Annotated in this window: 22 protein-coding genes and 2 pseudogenes; 22 read left to right on the top strand and 2 right to left on the bottom strand. The window is 66.2% G+C overall.

The features are described 5' to 3' along the window. The 13 genes and pseudogenes from ACIQ42_RS01750 to ACIQ42_RS01690 all read left to right on the top strand — a co-directional run. A pseudogene (locus ACIQ42_RS01750) lies at positions 1 to 330 on the top strand (acyl-CoA synthase); the annotation flags it as partial. Positions 331 to 391: 61 nt separating this feature from the next. Continuing rightward, positions 392 to 586, top strand: coding sequence for a hypothetical protein (locus ACIQ42_RS01745; RefSeq protein WP_397420502.1), 195 nt, complete (start codon positions 392 to 394; stop codon positions 584 to 586). A 66-nt stretch (positions 587 to 652) separates the two neighbouring features. Then, positions 653 to 1,813: a DegT/DnrJ/EryC1/StrS family aminotransferase gene (locus ACIQ42_RS01740; RefSeq protein WP_397420501.1), complete on the top strand. Its 1,161-nt coding sequence runs from the start codon at positions 653 to 655 to the stop codon at positions 1,811 to 1,813. A 79-nt stretch (positions 1,814 to 1,892) separates the two neighbouring features. After that, complete coding sequence (locus ACIQ42_RS01735; protein WP_397420500.1) at positions 1,893 to 2,585, top strand: AAA family ATPase; 693 nt, start codon at positions 1,893 to 1,895, stop codon at positions 2,583 to 2,585. 236 nt (positions 2,586 to 2,821) lie between these two features. Continuing rightward, complete coding sequence (locus ACIQ42_RS01730; RefSeq protein WP_397420499.1) at positions 2,822 to 3,787, top strand: zinc-binding alcohol dehydrogenase family protein; 966 nt, start codon at positions 2,822 to 2,824, stop codon at positions 3,785 to 3,787. 249 nt (positions 3,788 to 4,036) lie between these two features. Next, the gene (locus ACIQ42_RS01725) at positions 4,037 to 4,870 is read left to right on the top strand and encodes an alpha/beta fold hydrolase (protein ID WP_397420498.1); all 834 of its coding nucleotides are present in this window, start codon (positions 4,037 to 4,039) and stop codon (positions 4,868 to 4,870) included. A gap of 14 nt (positions 4,871 to 4,884) precedes the next feature. After that, positions 4,885 to 5,621, top strand: a pseudogene (locus ACIQ42_RS01720) (SDR family NAD(P)-dependent oxidoreductase). Then, positions 5,618 to 6,205: a histidine phosphatase family protein gene (locus ACIQ42_RS01715; RefSeq protein WP_397420497.1), complete on the top strand. Its 588-nt coding sequence runs from the start codon at positions 5,618 to 5,620 to the stop codon at positions 6,203 to 6,205. Before ACIQ42_RS01720 ends, ACIQ42_RS01715 begins: the two are co-directional and overlap by 4 nt. Positions 6,206 to 6,223: 18 nt before the next feature. Next, positions 6,224 to 7,744 carry a hypothetical protein gene (locus tag ACIQ42_RS01710; protein WP_397420496.1) on the top strand — a complete coding sequence of 507 codons (1,521 nt, stop codon included), beginning with the start codon at positions 6,224 to 6,226 and terminating at the stop codon, positions 7,742 to 7,744. An 83-nt stretch (positions 7,745 to 7,827) separates the two neighbouring features. Next, positions 7,828 to 8,574: a YebC/PmpR family DNA-binding transcriptional regulator gene (locus ACIQ42_RS01705; RefSeq protein ID WP_397420495.1), complete on the top strand. Its 747-nt coding sequence runs from the start codon at positions 7,828 to 7,830 to the stop codon at positions 8,572 to 8,574. Further along, positions 8,574 to 8,789 (top strand): hypothetical protein, encoded by a 216-nt coding sequence (locus ACIQ42_RS01700; RefSeq protein ID WP_397420494.1) that lies wholly within the window; start codon positions 8,574 to 8,576, stop codon positions 8,787 to 8,789. The genes ACIQ42_RS01705 and ACIQ42_RS01700 overlap by 1 nt, the downstream gene beginning before the upstream one ends. A gap of 96 nt (positions 8,790 to 8,885) precedes the next feature. Then, positions 8,886 to 9,953: an NAD-dependent epimerase/dehydratase family protein gene (locus ACIQ42_RS01695; protein WP_397420493.1), complete on the top strand. Its 1,068-nt coding sequence runs from the start codon at positions 8,886 to 8,888 to the stop codon at positions 9,951 to 9,953. Between the two features lie 75 nt (positions 9,954 to 10,028). Continuing rightward, positions 10,029 to 10,520 (top strand): SRPBCC family protein, encoded by a 492-nt coding sequence (locus ACIQ42_RS01690; protein ID WP_397420492.1) that lies wholly within the window; start codon positions 10,029 to 10,031, stop codon positions 10,518 to 10,520. A 5-nt stretch (positions 10,521 to 10,525) separates the two neighbouring features. On the opposite strand, the gene ACIQ42_RS01685 is transcribed toward ACIQ42_RS01690, so the two are convergent. Then, positions 10,526 to 11,473 (bottom strand): alpha/beta fold hydrolase, encoded by a 948-nt coding sequence (locus tag ACIQ42_RS01685; protein ID WP_397420491.1) that lies wholly within the window; start codon positions 11,471 to 11,473, stop codon positions 10,526 to 10,528. A 146-nt stretch (positions 11,474 to 11,619) separates the two neighbouring features. On the opposite strand from ACIQ42_RS01685, the gene ACIQ42_RS01680 reads away from it, so the two are divergent. The 9 genes from ACIQ42_RS01680 to ruvC all read left to right on the top strand — a co-directional run bounded on the left by ACIQ42_RS01680 (position 11,620) and on the right by ruvC (position 17,298). Beyond that, positions 11,620 to 11,769: a hypothetical protein gene (locus ACIQ42_RS01680; protein ID WP_397420490.1), complete on the top strand. Its 150-nt coding sequence runs from the start codon at positions 11,620 to 11,622 to the stop codon at positions 11,767 to 11,769. A gap of 62 nt (positions 11,770 to 11,831) precedes the next feature. Continuing rightward, positions 11,832 to 12,512: an EcsC family protein gene (locus ACIQ42_RS01675; RefSeq protein ID WP_397420489.1), complete on the top strand. Its 681-nt coding sequence runs from the start codon at positions 11,832 to 11,834 to the stop codon at positions 12,510 to 12,512. 1 nt (position 12,513) lies between these two features. Continuing rightward, positions 12,514 to 13,113, top strand: a complete 600-nt coding sequence (locus ACIQ42_RS01670; protein ID WP_397420488.1) for a hypothetical protein — start codon at positions 12,514 to 12,516, stop codon at positions 13,111 to 13,113. A gap of 9 nt (positions 13,114 to 13,122) precedes the next feature. Continuing rightward, complete coding sequence (locus tag ACIQ42_RS01665) at positions 13,123 to 13,812, top strand: peptidylprolyl isomerase (protein ID WP_397420487.1); 690 nt, start codon at positions 13,123 to 13,125, stop codon at positions 13,810 to 13,812. Next, positions 13,809 to 14,285: a cupin domain-containing protein gene (locus ACIQ42_RS01660; RefSeq protein ID WP_397420486.1), complete on the top strand. Its 477-nt coding sequence runs from the start codon at positions 13,809 to 13,811 to the stop codon at positions 14,283 to 14,285. The genes ACIQ42_RS01665 and ACIQ42_RS01660 overlap by 4 nt, the downstream gene beginning before the upstream one ends. Then, complete coding sequence (locus tag ACIQ42_RS01655) at positions 14,282 to 15,058, top strand: site-2 protease family protein (RefSeq protein WP_397420485.1); 777 nt, start codon at positions 14,282 to 14,284, stop codon at positions 15,056 to 15,058. The genes ACIQ42_RS01660 and ACIQ42_RS01655 overlap by 4 nt, the downstream gene beginning before the upstream one ends. 162 nt (positions 15,059 to 15,220) lie before the next feature. Continuing rightward, entirely contained in the window at positions 15,221 to 15,907 is a 687-nt protein-coding gene (locus tag ACIQ42_RS01650) for an SHOCT domain-containing protein (protein WP_397420484.1), read from the top strand. Continuing rightward, complete coding sequence (locus ACIQ42_RS01645) at positions 15,904 to 16,746, top strand: hypothetical protein (RefSeq protein ID WP_397420483.1); 843 nt, start codon at positions 15,904 to 15,906, stop codon at positions 16,744 to 16,746. The genes ACIQ42_RS01650 and ACIQ42_RS01645 overlap by 4 nt, the downstream gene beginning before the upstream one ends. Before the next feature lie 57 nt (positions 16,747 to 16,803). Beyond that, a complete protein-coding gene (gene ruvC / locus ACIQ42_RS01640; RefSeq protein ID WP_397420482.1) occupies positions 16,804 to 17,298 on the top strand; it encodes a crossover junction endodeoxyribonuclease RuvC in 495 nt (164 codons plus the stop codon). On the opposite strand, the gene ACIQ42_RS01635 is transcribed toward ruvC, so the two are convergent. After that, positions 17,295 to 19,574 carry a TonB-dependent receptor gene (locus ACIQ42_RS01635; RefSeq protein ID WP_397420481.1) on the bottom strand — a complete coding sequence of 760 codons (2,280 nt, stop codon included), beginning with the start codon at positions 19,572 to 19,574 and terminating at the stop codon, positions 17,295 to 17,297. The genes ruvC and ACIQ42_RS01635 overlap by 4 nt on opposite strands. Between the last annotated feature and the right edge of the window lie 25 nt (positions 19,575 to 19,599).

Below are 19,599 nucleotides of genomic sequence, written 5' to 3'. Positions count from 1 at the left end.
ATGATCATCTCCGGCGGGGTGAACATCTATCCGCAGGAAATCGATAACGAGCTGATCAAGCATGACGCCGTCGCCGACAGCGCCACGGTCGGCGTGCCGCACGACGAGTGGGGTGAACAGGTCAAGGCGGTGATCCTGCTGAAGCCCGGCTACCAGCCCTCGGACCTGCTGGCCCAGGAGATCCTGGGTTTCGCCCGCGACAGCCTGCCGGCTTTCAAGGTACCCCGCAGTCTGGATTTCGTGACGGAATTGCCCCGCTCCGAGGCCGGGAAGATCCAGCGCGGCAAGGTCCGCGTACCCTACTGGGAAGGCCGCGCGCGACAGATCTAGGCGACGACTGCAGAGGTTGGTTTCGTCATTAAAGCGGGCGTAACCTGCACCGCCTTTGTCAGTGCAGGCACGCGCAAACGCCTATGGGCACAAGGCCTGGTTTGTTACGACGTCCCCGGGCGCGACGATATCAAGCACCTGGACGCTGGTTGATCATCCGGACTGGCTGCGGCTCCTCGCCGGCCGGCTTGAAAATGGCCGCGACAGCGTTTCGGACCCGGCCATGTTCGGCCCGGCGATCATGACCCGCGCCTGAAGCGCAACACCCCGACATCAAGCGTGTTTTGGCGCCAGAGCCCGACGCAGGGCATAAGCCACGGCCATGATTCCGTTTATTGATCTGCAGGCCCAACGCGCGCGGCTGGGCCAACCGCTCGAAGATGCGATCCTCAAGGTCGTTCGGTCCGGCGCCTACATCATGGGGCCGGAGATCGCCCAGCTCGAGGCTGAGCTCTGCACGTTCGGCAAAGCTGCCCATGCATTGACCTGCGGCTCGGGCACCGAGGCGCTGATCCTGCCGCTGATGGCCTGGGAGATTGGCCCGGGCGATGCGGTGTTCTGCCCTTCCTTCACCTTCGCCGCCACCGCCGAAGTGATGCCGCTGGTCGGCGCCAGCCCGGTGTTCGTGGACGTGCTGCCCGATAGCTACAATCTGGACCCGGTGAAGCTGGAGGCGGCCATCGAGGCCGTTAAGGCCGAAGGCAAACTCACGCCACGAGCGATCATCGCAGTCGACCTGTTCGGACAACCGGCCGACTATCCCGCGCTGGCCGCCGTCGCCCGCCGCCATGGTCTGAAGTTAATCGCCGACAGCGCGCAGGGGTTCGGCTGTACTCTGGGCGGCCATCATCCGCTGAGCTGGGCTGATGTGACCACAACCTCGTTCTTCCCGGCCAAGCCGCTGGGCTGCTACGGCGACGGCGGCGCGGTGCTCTGCAATGATGCGCGCCTGCACGACATTATGGTGTCGCTCCGGGTGCACGGCCAGGCGGTGAAGTCCGACCTTCAGGGGCGGACCTTCGATCACGACCCCAAGTACATGAACATGCGGGTGGGCATGAACGCCCGCATGGACACGATCCAGGCCGCTGTGCTGCTACAGAAGCTCGACATCTTCGCGGACGAGATCATGGCGCGGAACCGCGTTGCAGCGCGCTATGCCGAAAGGCTTGGCGACGTGGTCCGCACGCCGGCGGTGATCGCGGACGGAGTCTCGGTTTGGGCGCAGTATACCATCGAAGCGGATAACCGGGACGGCCTGGCCGCCCACCTGCGGGGTCAGGATATCCCCACGGCTGTCTATTACCCGCTACCCCTGCATCGGCAGGCACCCTACGCCCACTATCCCCAGCCCGGCGGACTGCCGGTTACCGAGGCGGCGGCGGCCCGGGTGATCAGCCTGCCGATGCACGCCTATCTGGCGCCCGACGTTCAGGACCAGATCATCGCGGCGATCCGCAATTACGTGAAGCGTAACGACTGATCACATAACTGGTCGTACGGGTGTCACACCTTGCGACTAGGGTTTTCTGCTGTTGTCCTCGGAAAAAGCCTGCGTCTTCATGCGAACGGTCGCCGTAATTGCGCGTAAGGGCGGATCGGGCAAGAGCACGGTTGCGGTCCATATGGCGCTGGCCGCCTTCCTTCGCGGACGCAGGGTATGGGTGGCGGATACTGACGCCCAACGTTCCGCCTCTCAGGTTCTAAAGGGTCGAAAGTCGCCGGGCCCGCACCTGGCCGAGACGGCTGGCCCCAAGCTCTTCGCGCTGCAGATCAGCTGCCAGCGCGCCGGGGCCGAGCTGATGATCATCGATACCCCGGCCGTGGTGGAGGAGGAGATCAGCCATGCCATCGTCGCGGCCGACCTCTGCCTGATGGTGATCAGGCCTACCTTCCTTGACCTGATCGCCGCGATCCAGACCGCCGAGATTGTCCGCCGGCTCCGCAAACCCGCCCTGGCCGTACTGAACCAGGCGCCATCACCCCGGGCCGGCGTCGAGGCTCCTGCGGTCAAGAGGGCCAAGGAAGCCCTCGGTCTGATGCGGATCCAGGTAGTGCCCACGATCCTGCGGGCCCGCACCAGCTATCAATCGGCCTTCGAGACGGGGCGATCCGTCGAGGAGGCCGACCCGTCGATCGAGGCCGGTCGAGAGGTGGCCGAGCTGTGGACGTTTCTCGACAGGTTCATATTCGGGCGGACTGCGGTCGCGGCGCCGGGCGCCTGCGCGGCGCCCAACGACAGGACAAGCGCCTAGGGCGAAACAGCTTCGACCAGCTGCCGGTTCAGGCGCCGGTCATGCTCTACCCATCCAAAGGCACAAACGCTTGCCCGGCTTGAATGATCCGGGCTGAAGCGAACAGGCTCCGGGGTTCCAATCCGCTGAACCCCTCGGTCATCCTTCCGGGGAACCCGCATCGCTGGTTCCTCACTTGCACCCTCACCCTGCCCGTGGAATGTGTTCCGTCAAACAAGCGTTTGAGGAAACGACCGATGAAAGCCGCCGTCTACTACGAGAATGGTCCGCCCGAGGTCCTGCGCTATGAGGACGTACCGGACCCGCAGTGCCATCCCAAGGGCATCGTGATCCGGGTCGAGGCGGTCTCCATCGAGGGTGGTGACACGCTGAACCGCCATGGCGGGCCGCTGATGACCAACCCCCACGTGGTGGGCTACCAGGCCGCCGGCACGATCATCGAGGTCGGCGCAGAGGTCACTCATCTGCAGGTCGGCCAGAAGGTCGCCACGACCGGCGGCTGGGGCAGCCACGCCGAACTTCGCGCCGTGTCGGCCAAGACCGCCTGGCTGATCCCGGACGGCATGGACGTGCGCCACGCCGCCGTCATCCCGGTGACGTTCGGCACGGCTGACGATTGCCTGTTCGAATTTGGCCGCCTGCAGAAGGGCGAGACCGTTCTGGTCCAGGCCGGGGCCTCGGGCGTGGGTGTCGCGGCGATCCAGCTGGCGGCTCGCGCCGGCGCCTCCATGATCCTGGCGACCGCCTCTTCGGATGAACGTCTGGAGAAGCTGAAGGCCATCGGGCTGACGCACGGAATCAACTACAAGACCCATGACGTGGTTCAGGAAGTGATGCGCCTGACCGACAAGAAGGGCGTCAATGTCATCGTCGACTCGGTGGGCGGACCCACACTGCAATCGTCCATCGGATCATTGGCCTATCGCGGGCGGGTGTCGATGGTCGGCGCCGCAGGTCGTGAGCCGATGCGGGTGGATGTAGGTTCGATGATGGGCGGCAACCGCACGCTTTCGGGCGTGTTCCTCGGCGCAGAAATCGCCACGGACCGGGTGCAGAAGAATATCGCCAAGCTGATCGCCGACGTGGCCAGCGGTGAGCTCAAGGTGATGATCGACCGGACGTTCCCGCTGTCAGAGGCGGCCGAGGCGCATCGTTACATCGAAAGTCGCCAGGCGGTCGGGCGCGTTCTCCTGATCCCCTGAGGGGTTCCGAAAGGTCAGCCGAAGATCTTCAGCCACAGACCGATCAGGCCGAGGATGATGAACCCCCACATCGCGAGGGACAGCAACAAGGGAACGATTACGCGCATCGGTTTGGTCGGCCCCTCCCCTCAGGCGACTCTTGAGAACATGTTAAGCGTCCGAGTTGATCGATTACCAGCCGATTCACGCGTGAGGACGGGTTAGGGAAGTCAAATTCAACCCTGAGGTTGTGATAACGGGAGATCTGCAATGCCCAGAGCGCGCAATGGCGAGGTGGAACTGGAGTTCCAGACCTTTGGCGACACCAAGGCCGAGGCCGTCCTGCTGATCAATGGCCTGGGGTCGCAGATGACCCGCTGGCCCGAAGCCTTCTGCGATCTGCTGACGGCCAAGGGGTTTCAGGCGGTGCGCATGGACAACCGCGATACCGGCCTGTCGAGTTGGCCGACGGAACGCTACACACTGGCCGATATGGCGCGGGACTCCATGGCCGTGCTCGATGCGGCGGGCATTCGGCGGGCCCACATCGCCGGGGTATCGATGGGCGGCATGATCGTGCAGCGCATCGCCATCGATCATCCAGACCGCGTGCTCTCGATGACATCCATCATGTCTGCGCCCTCGGGCAATGTGGTCGCCACGCCGGAGGCGATGGCGGTGATCAGCCAGCCGCCCCCCAGCCCGGAGGCTGACTACGAGACCTTCGTCGCCCATGGCATTGCAAACGCCCGCACCATTGGCAGCCCCGGCTATCCCTGGACCGAGGCCGAGCTGCGCGCGCGGGTCATCGCCGAGCACGCCCGCGCCTTCAACCCGGCCGGCGTCGGCCGCCAGCGCGCCGCCATCGGCGCCGATGGCGACCGGACCGCCGAGCTTCAAAAGTTGAAGGTTCCGACCGTAGTTTTGCATGGCGCCGATGACCCGCTGGTCCAGCCCATCGGTGGCGAGACCACCGCCGCCGCCATTCCGGGCGCCGAACTGCGGATGATCCCGGGCATGGGCCACGACATGCCGCCGGGGCTCTACGATATCTTCCTCGACGCCATCCTCAGCGCCGTCGGGCGCGCAGAGCCCACGACTTGATCAAAGGAACCACCATGGGACGACTTTCCGGCCGCACCGCCGTCATCACCGGGGCCGCCAGCGGCATCGGCCGCGCCGCCGCCAGGCTGTTCGCGTCGGAGGGCGCCAGCATGGTCATCGCTGACCGCGCCGAAGCCGTGAACGAGACGGCCGATGCGATCCGGACCGCCGGCGGCAAGGCCGTGGCCCTGATCGGCGACGCCGGGGACGACGCCTTCGTAAAATCGCTCGTGGACCGTGCCGTGTCCGAATACGGCGGTCTTGACGTGTTCTGGGCCAACGCCGGCATTTCAGGCGGGTTTGCACCCCTGCACGAGCAAACCGCCGACTACTGGGCCGAGATCCTGCGTGTGAACCTGATCGGGCCGTTCCTGGCCGTGAAACACGCCTCGGCGGTGATGATCCCCAAGGGCAAGGGCTCGATCATCTGCACGGCTTCGGTGGCGGGCATCCGCTCGGGCGCCGGCGGGCCGGCCTATTCGGCGTCGAAGGCCGGGGTGATCAGTCTGGTGCAGACCGCCTGCAACGAGCTTTACGGAACGGGCGTGCGGATCAATGCGATCGCGCCCGGCCTGATCGAGACCGGTATGACCAAACCGATCTTCGACGGCGCCGCTACGGCGAGCCGGAGGAGATCGCCGCAGCCGCCCTGTTCCTGGCTTCCGATGACGCCTCCTACGTCAACGGCCAGACGATCGCGGTGGATGGCGGTCTGTCGACCTCGCACCCGGTGGTGCGCCGCAAGAAATGATCCTGTTGCTGCGCCATGGTGAGACCTTCTGGAACCGCGAGCGCCGCATCCAGGGCCATACAGAGTCGGCGCTCACGCCGCAGGGCGAGCGACAAGCGGCGGCCATGGCGCGGCTGGTCGCTGACCTGATCAAGGTCGAGCCGGGGGATTGGACGCTGATCACCAGCCCCATCGGTCGAGCGCGCCAGACTGCCGACTTCGTCGCCGATGCGACCGGACTCGAGCCCGACGTCGACCACCGCCTCTCCGAAATCTGCTGTGGCGAATGGGAGGGGCAGTTGTGGGCCGATATTTCGCGGCGGTATCCCGACGCTGCGGGCACGGGTGACCAGTTCTTCCTGGCGCCGGGCGGAGAGACCTATGACGACGTGATGGGTCGCGCGTCTGACTGGCTGGGCAGCCTGCCGCCGGAGCCGGGCCGCAGGGTAATCGCGGTCAGCCATGGAGTCTGGGGACGACTGTTGCGCGGCGCCTACGCTGAACTTGATCGACCCGCCACAGTGGTGCTGCCCACCCCGCAGGACGCCATCTACCGCCTTCAAAACGGCCAGATCGACCGGTTCGACTGCGCGCCGGTGGAATAGTCCGCCATAAGGACGGTCATGATCCGCGCGTTCCTCATCGCCGCCGCCGCCCTGATGACGATGGGCGCGGATCGGCCGTCGAGCGTCGACTACCGGCTGAGCGTGGCGACGGAGGCGGGCGGGGCGCCGGTGCTGTCGGTCGAGATGCGCCTGAGGGGCGACGCCGACGGCGAGACGCGGATCGCGCTACCGAAGGGAGCAGCTTCCGGGCCTACCGTTTCGGGCGCCGCGATGACCGCGCCGGACACCGGACATCGCCTGTTGCAACACAGGCCGGGCGCACGGCTCACGGTTCGCTATCGGCTGCGCGCACCGGGCGCCGGTCCGACCGTGCTGGCGATCACCGGGAACGCGGTCTTTGCGATCCCCGACGGGCGCGCGGATCAGGCGGCCACCCTGCGCTGGAATCGACTCCCAAGGGGCTGGCGCAGCCTCTCCGACCTCGACCCGGGCCTGACAGCCTGGGCGCCGAGGGTGGCTGATCTGGATGAAGCAGTGCTGCTGGCCGGTCCGGACCTGCGGATCTCAGAGCGCGGAGTTCCAGGCGGCGTCTTGCGGGCTGCGGTGTTCGGCGATGCTGCGGGAGCGGCACGGCTGGCGGACCTCACGGCGCCATTGCTCGGCGCCCAACGGGCTTTCACGGGTGACGGTGCGGGATCGTTTCTGGTCGCCGCCGGCTTCGAAGCCGCTTCGGGCGGCCGCGGCAGCCTGATCCTTCCCTCCGGTATCCTGACGCGATCCGATCCATCGGACGAGATCGCGCAAGCGCTGACCCGATCATGGATTCCGCAACGCCTCGGTGGGCCAGCGTCGGACGCCGCCGGGCTGATGGACGGCCTGGCCGCTTTCTACGCCGACCGCATCCGGCTGCGCGACGGCCTGCTGCCCTACAGCGCGGCGGTAAGCACCCTGGCCATGGCCGACACACGTCGCGACGCCGGCTCGCGCGGCCTGATCCTGGCGCTGAAGTGGGACGAGGACATCCGTCGAAAGTCCGCCGGCAAGCGGGACCTGGACGACGTGGTCCTGCGCATGGCCGACCACTACCGCCGATTCCCGCCCGGACAGGGACCGGATGTGATCACAGGGTTGATCTCTGCCGCCTGGGTGACAGCCGAGATTGACCTGCGCCCGGATCTTGCGCGTTACGTCCAGGGTTCCGCCACCATCCCCCTGCCCGAGACGATGTTTGGCGGGTGTCTGGACGCCCGCGTGACGGTCTCGCCGGGGTTCGACGCCGGGTTCGACGCGGCGGGCTCCTTCGCGGCCCGGACGGTGCGCGGCGTGCGGCGGGGCGGGCCAGCCTGGAACAGCGGCCTGCGCAACGGGATGAAGCTGGAGAACTGGACGTTCAACGCGGGCGACATGAACCGCGAGATCGAGCTCAATATCCGGCCCGCGAACAAGCGTGCCAAGCCCCGGAAGGTTCGCTACTGGCCCTACGGCGATGTGGATGTGGAAACCCGCAAACTCCAGATGGCCGTTGGCCTTTCGGATGCCGCGAACGCCGCCTGCACCCGAAACATCGCGGGGCTTTAGGCCTCATTCTGCGCCGGGGGTTCCGCGCAGGCCACCGCTCGGGTTAGAACGCGACGCAAATTCGTCACCTGCCCGAACGGACCATGGCCGGACATTCCAAATTCAAGAACATCATGCACCGCAAGGGCCGCGCCGACTCGGTGCGCTCCAAGCTGTTTTCCAAGCTCTCGCGCGAGATCACCGTGGCGGCCAAGATGGGCCTGCCCGACCCCGCCATGAACGCCCGCCTGCGACTGGCCGTGAACAACGCCAAGAGCGAGTCGCTGCCCAAGGACGTCATCGACCGCGCGATCAAGAAGGCCTCGGGCGGCGACGCCGAAAGCTATGACGAGATCCGCTATGAGGGTTTCGGCCCCGGCGGCGTGGGGGTGATCGTCGAGGCGCTGACCGATAATCGCAACCGCGCGGCCGCGACCGTTCGCTCCACCTTCTCCAAGAACGGCGGCAATCTGGGAGAGACGGGCTCGGTCTCGTTCATGTGGGATCGGATCGGCCAGATCGTCTATGCGCCCACGGCAGGCAGCGAGGAGACGGTGATGGAGGCCGCCATCGAGGCCGGCGCCGACGATGTCGAGTCCGACGAGGACGGTCACACGGTGTTTGCCGCGTTCGAACTGCTGTCCGACGTGGCGTCGGCGCTGGAAGCCGCGCTGGGCCCGGCACGCTCCACCAACATCGTCTGGCGGCCCAGGGTGCTCACCCCGGTGACGGGCGATGCGGTCGCCACACTGATGAAACTGATCGAGACCCTGGAAGACGACGACGACGTCCAGCATGTCTACTCCAACGCCGATATCTCGGCCGAGGACCTGGAAAAACTGGTCGGCTGATGGCGAAGCGTCCGCGTATCAACCCCGACGATCTGGACCGGCGGGTCACCAACCTGAACCAGTACAAGAAGTCGCGCCAGCAGGCGGAGCGCAAGGCGGCGCCCAAGCCCCGCCCCGGCGGCGGCCTCATGGGCTCCAACCCCCGCGCACCGCTGATCCTGGCGATCGTGGCCGTCGTTCTGGCGGCGCTCTATGTGGTTCCGCTGTTTTTCTGAGGACGACGCGACAGCGAACCGGTTTCCACTGCGGCGTGATGCGGCCTAAGCTGAAAAAACGAGGCCAACAGAATCTCGTCAGTCGGAGGCGCTTCCATGTCACCCATCCCCAAGCGCGGCCTGGTCGCGGTCACCGGCGCGGCCGGTTTTCTCGGTGGGTGGGTGGTTCGGCAGTTGCTGGACAAGGGCTATCGCGTGCGGGCGTGCGTTCGCAATGCCGACGATGCTGCGCGCACCGGTTTCCTGCGCGCCATGCCGGGCTATGCATCCGGGCGACTGACGCTGCACAGCGCTGATCTGGATCAGGACGGCTGTTTCGACGACATCTTCAAGGGCTGCCACGGCGTCGCCCACATCTCCCACGTCAGCGGATATGAGGATCAGGCCTATATCAGCCGGGTCTGTGACCATGTGATCGCCAGCATCAACGGCTCGGGATCAGTCACCCGCGCGGTGGTCACTTCCAGCATCGCCGCGGTGATTTCCGAGGCTGATCTGGCGGAGATCGCACGCCGACCGGTGTTTTTCGAGGGCCGCTATCCTGACGAGATGAATCCCAAACGGACACCGGAACGTGGCCAGGGTTATTCCATGGCCAAGCTTGTCGCCGAACGCGCCTTTGCCGAGGCCGCCGGACTGAGCGGGACCTGGGACGCCATCACCTGCTGCCCCGGCGACAATGTCGGGCCGATCCAGTCCGCCCACCAGAAGGACATGGGACCCTGGCAACACCTGATCGAGGGCATGCTGAAGGGCGAGTTGGTCCAGACGGGCGCCTATCGGCCCTGGATGACCGTCGACGTGCGTGATGACGCGGCCTGCCACATTGCGCTTCTGGAGAGCACAGAGGTCAAGAACGGCGAGCGCTTCATCGCCTGGTCCACCGACGCGCGCAACGTCGAGGACATCTGCGCGGATATCGACCGTCTGCTGCCGGAACTGGCGCACGATACGCCGACAGTGGTCGACCCCTTCCCCGATCGCATCAAGGCGCGGGAGGCCGAGTTCCGGGGCATCTGGGCCATGGCCGACCTGCGCAACGACCGGGTCCGCGCGGTGACGGGTGTGACCTTCCGTCCGTTGGACGAGTCCATCCGCGATTGTGTGGAATCGCTGTTGTCGGTGGCCGCAGTCCCGGTGAAGCGCCGCGCCGCCGCTGCGTAGAAGGCTATCACGCGCCGCCTTGCGGTTCCCGGGGGAACCCGTGCAAAGTCGATTCGAGCATCAAGGGGACACCATATGACCATCCGTCTGTTCGCAGGCCTCGCCGCCTGCGCCGCCGCCTTAAGCCTCGCGGGAGCCGGTCAGGCGGCCCCCGGCGTCTACGTCTCCATCGTTCAGGAGACCACCATCAACGTTCCGGCAGAAACAGCCTGGGCCAAGGTCAAGGGCTATTGCGACATCGGCGCCTGGTTGAAGGCCCCCTGCGAGATCACCTCCGGCAAGGACGGTGAACTGGGCGCGCTGCGCAAGATCGCGGGCCGGGTCGAAGAGGTCATCGTGGCCGTGACGCCGATGTCCTATACCTACGCCGACATCAACCCGGCTATCCTCTATCATGGCACGGTCGAGATCCGCCCGGTGGACAAGAAAACCTCGAAACTCGTCTACAGCCTGTTCTTCGACGAAGCGTCCATCCCCGCCGAACAGCGCGCGGCCAACAAGGATCGCCGCCAGAAGATGTTCGCCGGCATAATGGCCACCATGAAGACCATCGCCGAGACGAAGTAGGCCGCTCAGGCGGGTGGCAAGCCCGCCAGAAACGCCTTCAGGTCCTGGGCTGATCGCTCGGGAATCTGTTCCATCGGGACGTGGCCAACTCCGGGGTAGGTGATCAGTTGCGCCCCGGGGATGGCGCTCGCCAGACCCCGGCTGGCTTCGGCCGGGATCACCTTGTCGGCCTCGCCGGTGATCACAAGGGTCGGCGTGGTGATCCTCGCAAATGTCGCCTTCGTGACGGGCTGCCGGGGCTGGGATTGACCGTTCAGGATCAGCTCCCTGCGGCCGGGCGCCATCGCGAGATCTACGTAGCGACTGACCAGCGCATCGGTGACGAGGGCCTCGTCTGCATAGGCCGACTTCAGGCCCCGTTCGGCGATCCCGCTCAGATCGACGCTCTTCAACACGGCGCGCCCGACGGGGTTGGCGAGCAACTTGAACGCCAGCGGAGAGCCTTCGCGCTTGCCTTCCACCGGCCAACCGGCCGCATCGACCAGCACCAGCCCCTGCAACCGATCCGGATGGACCAGCGCATAGTTCCAGGCCACCGCTCCGCCCATGGAATTGCCGCCGAGCACGAAGCGCTCGACACCCAGCCGCCGGGTCAGGGCGTCAATGATCGCGACCTGGCCCTCCGTGCTGATCCGATATCCGTCGGGCGTGCGCGTCAGGCCGTGGCCTGCCAGGTCCAGCGTGATGATCCGATACTCTGGTGACAGGCGTTCGACCCACGGCTCCCAGGCGTGCAGGGAGGCTGCAAAGCCGTGCACCAGCACGATTGTCCGACCGCTCCGCGCGCCCTGATCGCGATAGTGAACCCGCACGCCATCCGGAAGCTCCAGATAGCGCGAGGCGGTGTTGCCATAGCGGCTTTCCAGTTGCGCCCATGGCAGTTCCGGGCTGGCGCACGCACTCAGGCCCGCTACGCCCAGAAGGCACAGAAACGCAATCGCCAGACGCCGCATGGTCACACTCCGGATTGATTCCATTCTGGGTACCCTTCCGCCCGGTTCGGCAAGCGCGCAATCGTCGGTCGCCAGCGAGGCTGAGGTTTCGTCCGCGCGCCGGGCAGGCTAGAAGACAAAACAGACCCCGGGGGAACCACGCCATCATGCAGCGCCGCAAAGTCGATCGCGCCCAACGCATGCGCGCCCGTCGCATCTGGTGGGAGCGTAACGGGTCGTTTGTGCGCGGCTTCGTAACAGGTTCGGGCCTGACAGCGCTGGGTGCCTGGATTCTGCAGATGGTGCTGGCGCAATAGCGCGCGCGGCCCCGCCCCCAGGTGCAAACGACGCCGCCTACGAAGACTGGGCCAGAGCCGAGGTGGCCCACTGGCGCACGGCGATGCTGAAACCCGCGGGCGCCTTCGACCGCGCCACAAAGGGCGTTCAGGTGCGCCTCACAAAACTGATCCCGGAGCCGGTCCACGCCACCCTGACCACCGTGGTGGAGGGGCTTACCCGGACGATCCTCACCGGCGCAGACATCACCACAGGCCAGCCGTTGATCGGCGTCCCCCTGGCTGAGCGGGATCGCAGGGCCATCGCCTGCATAGACGGCTATCGAAAGACCGCCGCCGTCGAGGGCGGGGTTGCCGGCGCGGGGGGTTTCTGGCTGGCGCTGGCTGATTTTCCCGCCCTTCTGGTGCTCAAGATGAAACTGCTGTTCGACCTTTCGGCCATCTATGGTCACGAGGCGGACCGCTTCAGCGAGCGGCTTTTCATCCTGCAGCTGTTCCAGCTGGCCTTTTCCAGTGCGCAGCATCGCCCGCAGGTGTTTGCCGGGGTCGAAGGCTGGGACGGGCGTGAGCACCCTGCCGATTTCGACCACTTCGACTGGCGTACATTTCAGCAGGAATACCGCGACTACATCGACCTGGCTAAACTGGCACAGCTGATCCCGGTGGTCGGCGCACCCATCGGCGCGTTTGTAAACTGGCGGTTGCTCGAGAAACTGGGTGCGACGGCGGTGAACGGATATCGCCTGCGCGCGTTGAAGGTGTGACATGAAGCCGCCCACCGTTCCCACCCGTCTGAAAGTCGGCCTCGATGTGCCCTGGGTGACCAGCTGGTCTCAGGAAATCCAGGGCGGTGTCGGGCCATGCCCCACGGTGGATGGCCGACCGGCGGCGCTGCAGGTCTGGAAGCCCGGCATTGGCAAGCCGCTCTATTCGCGCAATCACCTTCGTCGCCAGCGCGACAGCGTCCGCGCCATGCTCTGCCCCATGTGCGGCGAGCCGACGGAGGCTGGTGATCGATGGACCCAGACCGGGCGATTTGTCGCGGTAGGCGACCTGCGGGCGCGGGGTTTCGGTCCGGCTTTGCCTGCTGATCTGGAGGATGACCGCATCGTGCTGGACGCCGGGGCCATCGCGCCCTTGCATATGCGCTGTGCGCTGGCCTCCCTCCAGCGCTGCCCGCACCTGGGCGGGATGGCGGATCGGGACCTGAAAGCCTTTCCGCCGTCCTGGGTCGTCGTGCCGCTCTATGTGAAGGCCACGCGGCAGATCACTGGCCAGCCGCTCCCCGCCGTCAGCTTCCTGCAACTGTTCGGGATCACCACCGATCGCGACGCGGGCTGGCGCGATCGCACACCCACGGTTTAGGCTGGGCCCATGTTACGTCGCACATTACTGGGCTTGACCGCCGCCTTCGCTTTCACCGCAGCCCGGGCCCAGACGCCTGAGCTCTCACCTGCGCCTGAACCCACGCCCGCCGCCCCGGTCAAGAAACCCTACCCAAGGGTCAAGCTGGAAACCGCGCAAGGCGTGATCGTGATCGAGCTCTACCCCGACAAGGCCCCGATCACTTCGGCCAACTATCTGAGGTATGTTGATCGCGGGCTGTTCAACGGGGCGACCTTCTATCGGGCGTCACGACCGCCGGGCTACACGGCCACCGACTATGGCAGCATTCAGGGCGGCTTGCAGAACGACCCGAAGAAAGTGCTGCCGCCGATTGCCCACGAGTCCACCCTCAAGACCGGACTGAAGCATGGCGAGGGCACGATCTCCATGGGCCGCCACGCGCCGGGCACCGCCCAGTCCGACTGGTTCATTTGCCTGGGCGACATGAGCTATCTGGACGCTGATCCGAAGAACCCGAAGAACCCCGGGTTCGCCGCCTTCGGGACGGTGGTCGAAGGTCTGGATGTGGTCCGCAAGATCATCGCCCTGCCGGTCGATCCCAACCGGGGCGAAGGCGCCATGAAGGGCGAAATGCTGAAACAGCCGGTCCGCATCCTCAAAGTCAGCCGGGTACCATCCACGGCTCCCGCCCCTCCAGCTGCGAGCGCGCCCGCATGACCGACCCCGTCGCAACCCCGGAAGACGGCTGGAAGCATACCGGCGTCCGCGTCGTCCCCGGCGATCAACTCGATCCCGCCGCGGCTGCCACACCCGGCATGGATCGCGCGGTGGCTATAGATCGGGCCCGCATGGGCGCCCAGAAACTGTGGGCCGGGACCGTCCACATCCACGCCAACGCCAAGACCGGCGCGCACCATCATGGCCCGCTGGAAAGCGTGATCTATGTGGTTTCGGGCCGCGCGCGCATGCGCTGGGGCGAAAGCCTGGAGTTCACCGCCGAGGCGGGGCCCGGTGACTTTATCTATGTGCCGCCCTATGTGCCGCATCAGGAAATCAACGCCTCGACGGATGAGGTGCTGTCCTGCGTGCTGGTCCGCAGTGATTCCGATGCGGTGGTGGTGAATCTGGATATCGAGCCCGCCGAGGCGCCCGAGGGCGTCGCCTGGATTGATCCGATCCATCGGTCATGACGATCACACGCGGGACGGCGATCCCGGGGAAGCCGCCGAACAATCTGGTGGGTGTGGCCCTGCTTGTGGCCTTTCTCGGCCAAGGCGCTGCGCTGGCCATGAGCCCGGGCCCGGGCGGCCCGCTCACGTTCGGCTTCGTCCTTGTCGGCTGGGTTCTGGCCGTGATGGCGCACGAATTCGCCCACGCCTTTGTGGCCTATATGGCCGGCGACACCACCGTAAAGGCCAAGGGCTACCTGGCTTTTGATCCCCGGCGATATGGCGACCTGGGCACCAGTCTGGTGATCCCGCTGCTGGCGCTGGCGCTGGGCGGCATCGGCTTTCCGGGCGGGGCGGTCTATCTGCGTAACGATCTGATGCGCAGCCGGACCTGGCGCGCGGCGGCTTCGCTTGCGGGACCGGCGGCGACGCTGATCGTCCTGCTGGCGCTGGCGACGATGCTGGCGCTCTGGCCGGGTGCGACGCGAGGCCCGCTGTTCGAGGCGCTGGCCATGCTGGCCTTCCTGCAGGCCATGGCCCTGGTGCTCAACCTGCTGCCGGTTCCAGGCCTCGACGGCTTCAACGCCCTGAGGCCGTTTCTGCCGGCGGCGTGGACGCCCGTGATCAGCAAGCTCGAGGGCGTGGCGATGCTGATCCTGCTGGGGGCGCTGTTCTTCGTGCCGGTGATCGGAAACCTGCTGTTTGGCGCCACGGCGGACCTGACCTCTGCGCTCGGGGTGCCCCGCAGCGCCATCGGCGCCGGCTGGGATGCGTTTCACTTCTGGAAGGGGTGAGGCGCGCCTGAACCCTTCGTGGCCTGGAGCGAAGAGTCGCCTCTGGAGAGCGCTACGGCGGGAGCCCGGCGAGTTCCGAAGGCCAGCGCGCAAAGGCATATGATCTTGAGCACGGGCGACGGGCCCGGTAGCCTCATACTCTGATCAGGAACCGGATACCGCATGAAAGGTATTGTCCATCTGGCTACGGCCGTCGGCATCTGGTTGGCGATCTGTGTGCTGTCGATCGGATTTGGCCTGATCCCGCTGGCGATCTGGATCCTTTTGGTTTTTCTGGGGTCAGAGGGCCGTGCGAGCCGGGCGGTAGCGCAAATGGAGCGCACCCTGATGGCGGGCGAAACTCTGGTCGCCGCCACGCCGCAGCACCGGGTCTTCGCCCTGTTCAAGCGCCGCGCCGTGCTGGCGATCACCTCCAGCCGGGTCCTGATGGTCCAGCGCGGGCTGATCGGCGGATTCAGGATGATCGATATGCAGTGGAAGGACCTGAAAGACGTACGCCTGGAGCAGAACGTCCTGGAACAGCTCTGCGGCGCCAACCTGAGCTTCGATCATCTCGTCCAGCCCGCGATGGGCGTCGCCGTTGATGGCGTGCCCCTGGAAACTGCGACGGCGATGTACGCTCGCGCCCAGTCCGAGGAACAGGCCTGGGAGGAAAAACGCCGCATCCGGGGGCTGGAGGAGATGCGCGCCCAGGCCGGCGGCATCACCGTAGGGGCTTCTGTTGACGGCAGCGGCGGCGCAGAGCGCATCGTCGATGACATCCAGCGCGCCAAGGCCCTGCTGGACAGCGGCGCCATCAGCGACAGCGAGTTTCAGGAAATGAAGGCCAAGATTCTGGGGCGCGCTTGACCCTACAAGCCCGCCTGAAAGCCCTGACGGTCGCGGCGCTCCTGCCCTTCGCGGCCCATGCCGCCGCGCCCCCCGCGCCCGTCACCCAGACCCTGACCTGCCCGGTCGGCGGCGAGCGCTTTCCATTCACCTCCTTGTCCGCCTACGCGACCTGGGGCCAGCGGCCGGATGGCAAGCCCTATGGGTCGTGGGTATTTCCGGCGCCGCTGCCGGAATGTCCGGACAATGGCCTGGTGATGTATCGAGACTTCAGCCGGGATGAGCGCGGGCGACTGCCGGCGATCCTGGCTGACCCCGGTTTCGTCGCGCTCCGCGAAGGTCAGGGAACCTGGTACCGCGCCGCCTATCTCGAACACGCTCTGCAGCCGCGTTCGCCGGTGACGGCCTGGCTGCTGCTGAACGCCACCTGGGAGGCGCAGGACGGCTCCCTGCGCAAGGCGCGCTATCAGGACGAGTTTGTTGACGCCGTGCAGGTGCTGGGCGGCGAGGCGGCGCCGATCGAAGCCTTCGCCCTCAGGGTCCGCGCCGCCAATGCGCTGCGCGAGCTGGGCCGGTTCGAGGAGGCCAGGGTCGCCCTGGCCGCCCTGCCTGGAGACACGCTGGCCAGTGATCCTGCCGCCCCGCAGTGGGGGACGTTTCTCGACGGGCTGGCCCGCGCCATCGCCCGGGGCGACCGCTCGCCTGAACCGCTGGATCTGATCCCTCGCCAGGTCGCCGCCGCCTACTGCCTGGGCGGGGTCAGCGCCCCGCCCCGCAGTGATCCTGAATGCAGCACGCCGGACATGACACAGGCGATGAAGGCCGTCCGCGACGCGCGCGGCGCCCACGCGGCGCATTAGGCTCACTTTTCCGAAAGCATTTCATGGCGTCATCCGGCATCTTGTCGGGAACAGACGATGAACACACCGATTCGCATCCTTGGACTGGACCCGGGCCTGCGCCGCACCGGCTGGGGCGTGATCGACTGCGCCGGCGCGCGGATCAGCCACGTGGCCCACGGGGTGATCGCGCCGAAGGACACCCTGCCCTTCGCCGAGCGCCTGCTGTGCCTGTTCACGGAGATCGAGGCGGTGCTGACCACCTGGGCGCCCCACGAGGCAGCGGTGGAGGAGACCTTCATGAACTCCAACGCCCAGTCAGCGCTGAAACTGGGCCACGCCCGCGCCATGGCCATGATCGTGCCGGCCCGCGCGGGACTGCCGGTGGCAGAATACGCCGCCACCGTGGTCAAGAAGGCCGTCGTCGGCACCGGCGGCGCCGACAAGGCCCAGGTGGGCTGGATGATCGCCCGCCTTCTGCCCACCGCCGGCAAGACCGCCAGCGACGCCGCCGACGCCCTGGCCGTCGCCATCGCCCACGCCCACGCGCGCACGGCGCGGCGCGTAGCCTAGAAGTCGGTCGACAGCGTGAACTGCACTGTCCGTCGGGGCCCGGGCCGGAAGGTGGCCGGCGTGTTGGTCGTCGTGGTGATGGTGCCCAGATAGTCCTTGTCGAACAGGTTATCGATGTTGACCCGCGCCTTCACCTGCTTGAGCGGGCCCACGGCGAAACCGTCGCCCAGGTCCAGATAGGCGTTGATGATGGTGTAGCCGTCGGTACTCTCCGAATTGACGAAGTTGGTGAAGCGCTTGGCCACGTGACGAGCTGAGACGTTGATCACCGCACCCGGGACCGGCTCGAGCGTCACCCCGCCCTGGACCAGCCATTTGGGAAAGTCAGGCACGACCTTGCCCGTCAGGGCGAAGGTGGCGAAGCCATCTTTGAACTCTACCGAATTGTACGACAGGTTGGTATTGAAATAGACCTTCCCGTCCAGGATCGCCGGCTTCCACTGGCCGCTGAACTCCGCTCCGTGGGCCTCCACCGCACCGACGTTCTGGAAGAACGTCTCGGTGGTGGTGCTGCCGGGCACGGGTGACGCGAACGACTGCAGGCGGTTGTCGAACTTGGTGAAATAGCCCACCAGGGCGGCGTTGAAGGTCGGCCGGTTGGTGCGTACGCCGATCTCGTAGTTCTTGGCCCTTTCCGCATCAGGTCCGGGCGCCAGTGGGCTGGCAAGCGCGAAGATGTCGTCGGCGCCCTGCGGCAGAGCCATGTTCTCGGAATAGGACGCAAAGATCTGGTCGCGGTCGGTGACCGACCACACTGCGCCCACCTGCGGCAGGAACCAGTCCTTCCAGTTGTCCTTGATGGTCGGCGTGCGGCGATTGATGAAGTCGGCCGGGTTCCGGAAGCCCGCGATCTCGTAGTTGATGTCGAGGCCCTTGAAGCCGACATCCACTTTCAGGCGGTCATCCAGCAGGCTGATGGTGTCCTTGATGAAGATCTGCACCGTCTTGCGGGTAGAGTTGAAGTTGCGCTGCAGGTGGACAGGCTCGTTCAGCAGCGGCCGGCCGTCGGGGTTGCCGTTCTCGACATTGTAGCGTTGCTGGGTGCGGTGATAGCTGTCGTCCTCGTACCAGGCGCCGGCCTGCACGGCGTGCACTCCGAAGGTCCAGTCGGCGCGGCCGTTGACGCCCTTGCGCGTGCCATCGACAGTGGACAGGCCGTACTGGATACCCTTGGGCGCAGTTAGACCAGCCACGATCAGCCGCTCGGCGTTGTAGTTGGCAAGCGAGGTAGCGTAGGCCTCCGGCGAGACGCCGTAGCCCTTCTTGTCCTCATAGTAGCCGGTGACCGTGACAGCGACAGCGTCGCCGATCGGGGTTGCCAGTGTCAGGCCGTACAGGTGGTCCTGGCGGCTGTTCACGGCGAACTTGTAGTACTGGTTGTAGTTGGTGTTGGAGTAGGGGACTCCCGCTGCGGTTATCGGCAGCGAAGTGGCCGTGGCGGCCGAGCCCAGCGGGCCCGGAGTGGGCACATAGCCAATGTAGGCGAAGCTGCGCCCGCTACGGCCGAAGATGTCGCCCGCCTTACCCAGGTATTGCGCCTTGGTGATCGAGGGGCTGTCGTAGTCGAAGTACTTGTTGTGCGTGGTCTGGAAGGTCAGCGAGGCCTCGTTGGCAAAGCGGTAGCGTATCTGCCCTTCGTAGTGATCGCGGTCGATGGTGCCCGGGCCGCGCCACAGTTCGCCCGAGGTGGTGGAGTAGCTACCAAAGGCGGAGAAGCCCGCATGCTCGCCCGTGTCGACGCGGACGAAGCCGCGCAGCAGTTCATCGCTGCCGCGGCTATAGCTGACCTTGCCGCCGAATTCCTCCGCCGGCCCTCGGGTGATGTAGCTGACGATCGGCCCCAGCGAGGCGTAGCTGGACAGCGAAACGTCGCCCGATCCGGCCGATGCAGTCACCCGCGCCAGGTTCTCGTTGTCCACATAACGATAGATCGGGCTGCCGCCGAACTGGTCGGACCGGCCCATGGGGATGTTGTCCAGCAGGAATCCGATCTGGCGGAAGGTGAAGGCGCGCACCGAGACCGAATTGCCGAACTCGTACATGCCCAGCGCGTCATTGGCCTGGACGTTGAAGCCCGGCAGGCTCTCCAGCATCTTCAGGCCGGTGATCCCGGCCGGCGCCGACAGCAGCGCTTCGCTGGTGATGGAAACCGTCGCCGTCACCCTGTCCGTTCCAATGGCCACCGTCGCCTCAGACACCCGCGAGCCGGTCACCACCAGTTCTTCAACCTCGGCCGGTACGGGAACTTCGGCGGATAGTGCGGGGTTCGCCAACATGGCTCCGCCCAACAACACGAGTTTC

The organism is Phenylobacterium sp. (genome assembly GCF_044372605.1).
In the GTDB taxonomy this organism is placed as follows: Bacteria; Pseudomonadota; Alphaproteobacteria; order Caulobacterales; family Caulobacteraceae; genus Phenylobacterium.
The sequence above is the reverse complement of the archived record's forward strand: the minus strand, read 5'-3'. Positions and strand labels throughout refer to the sequence as shown.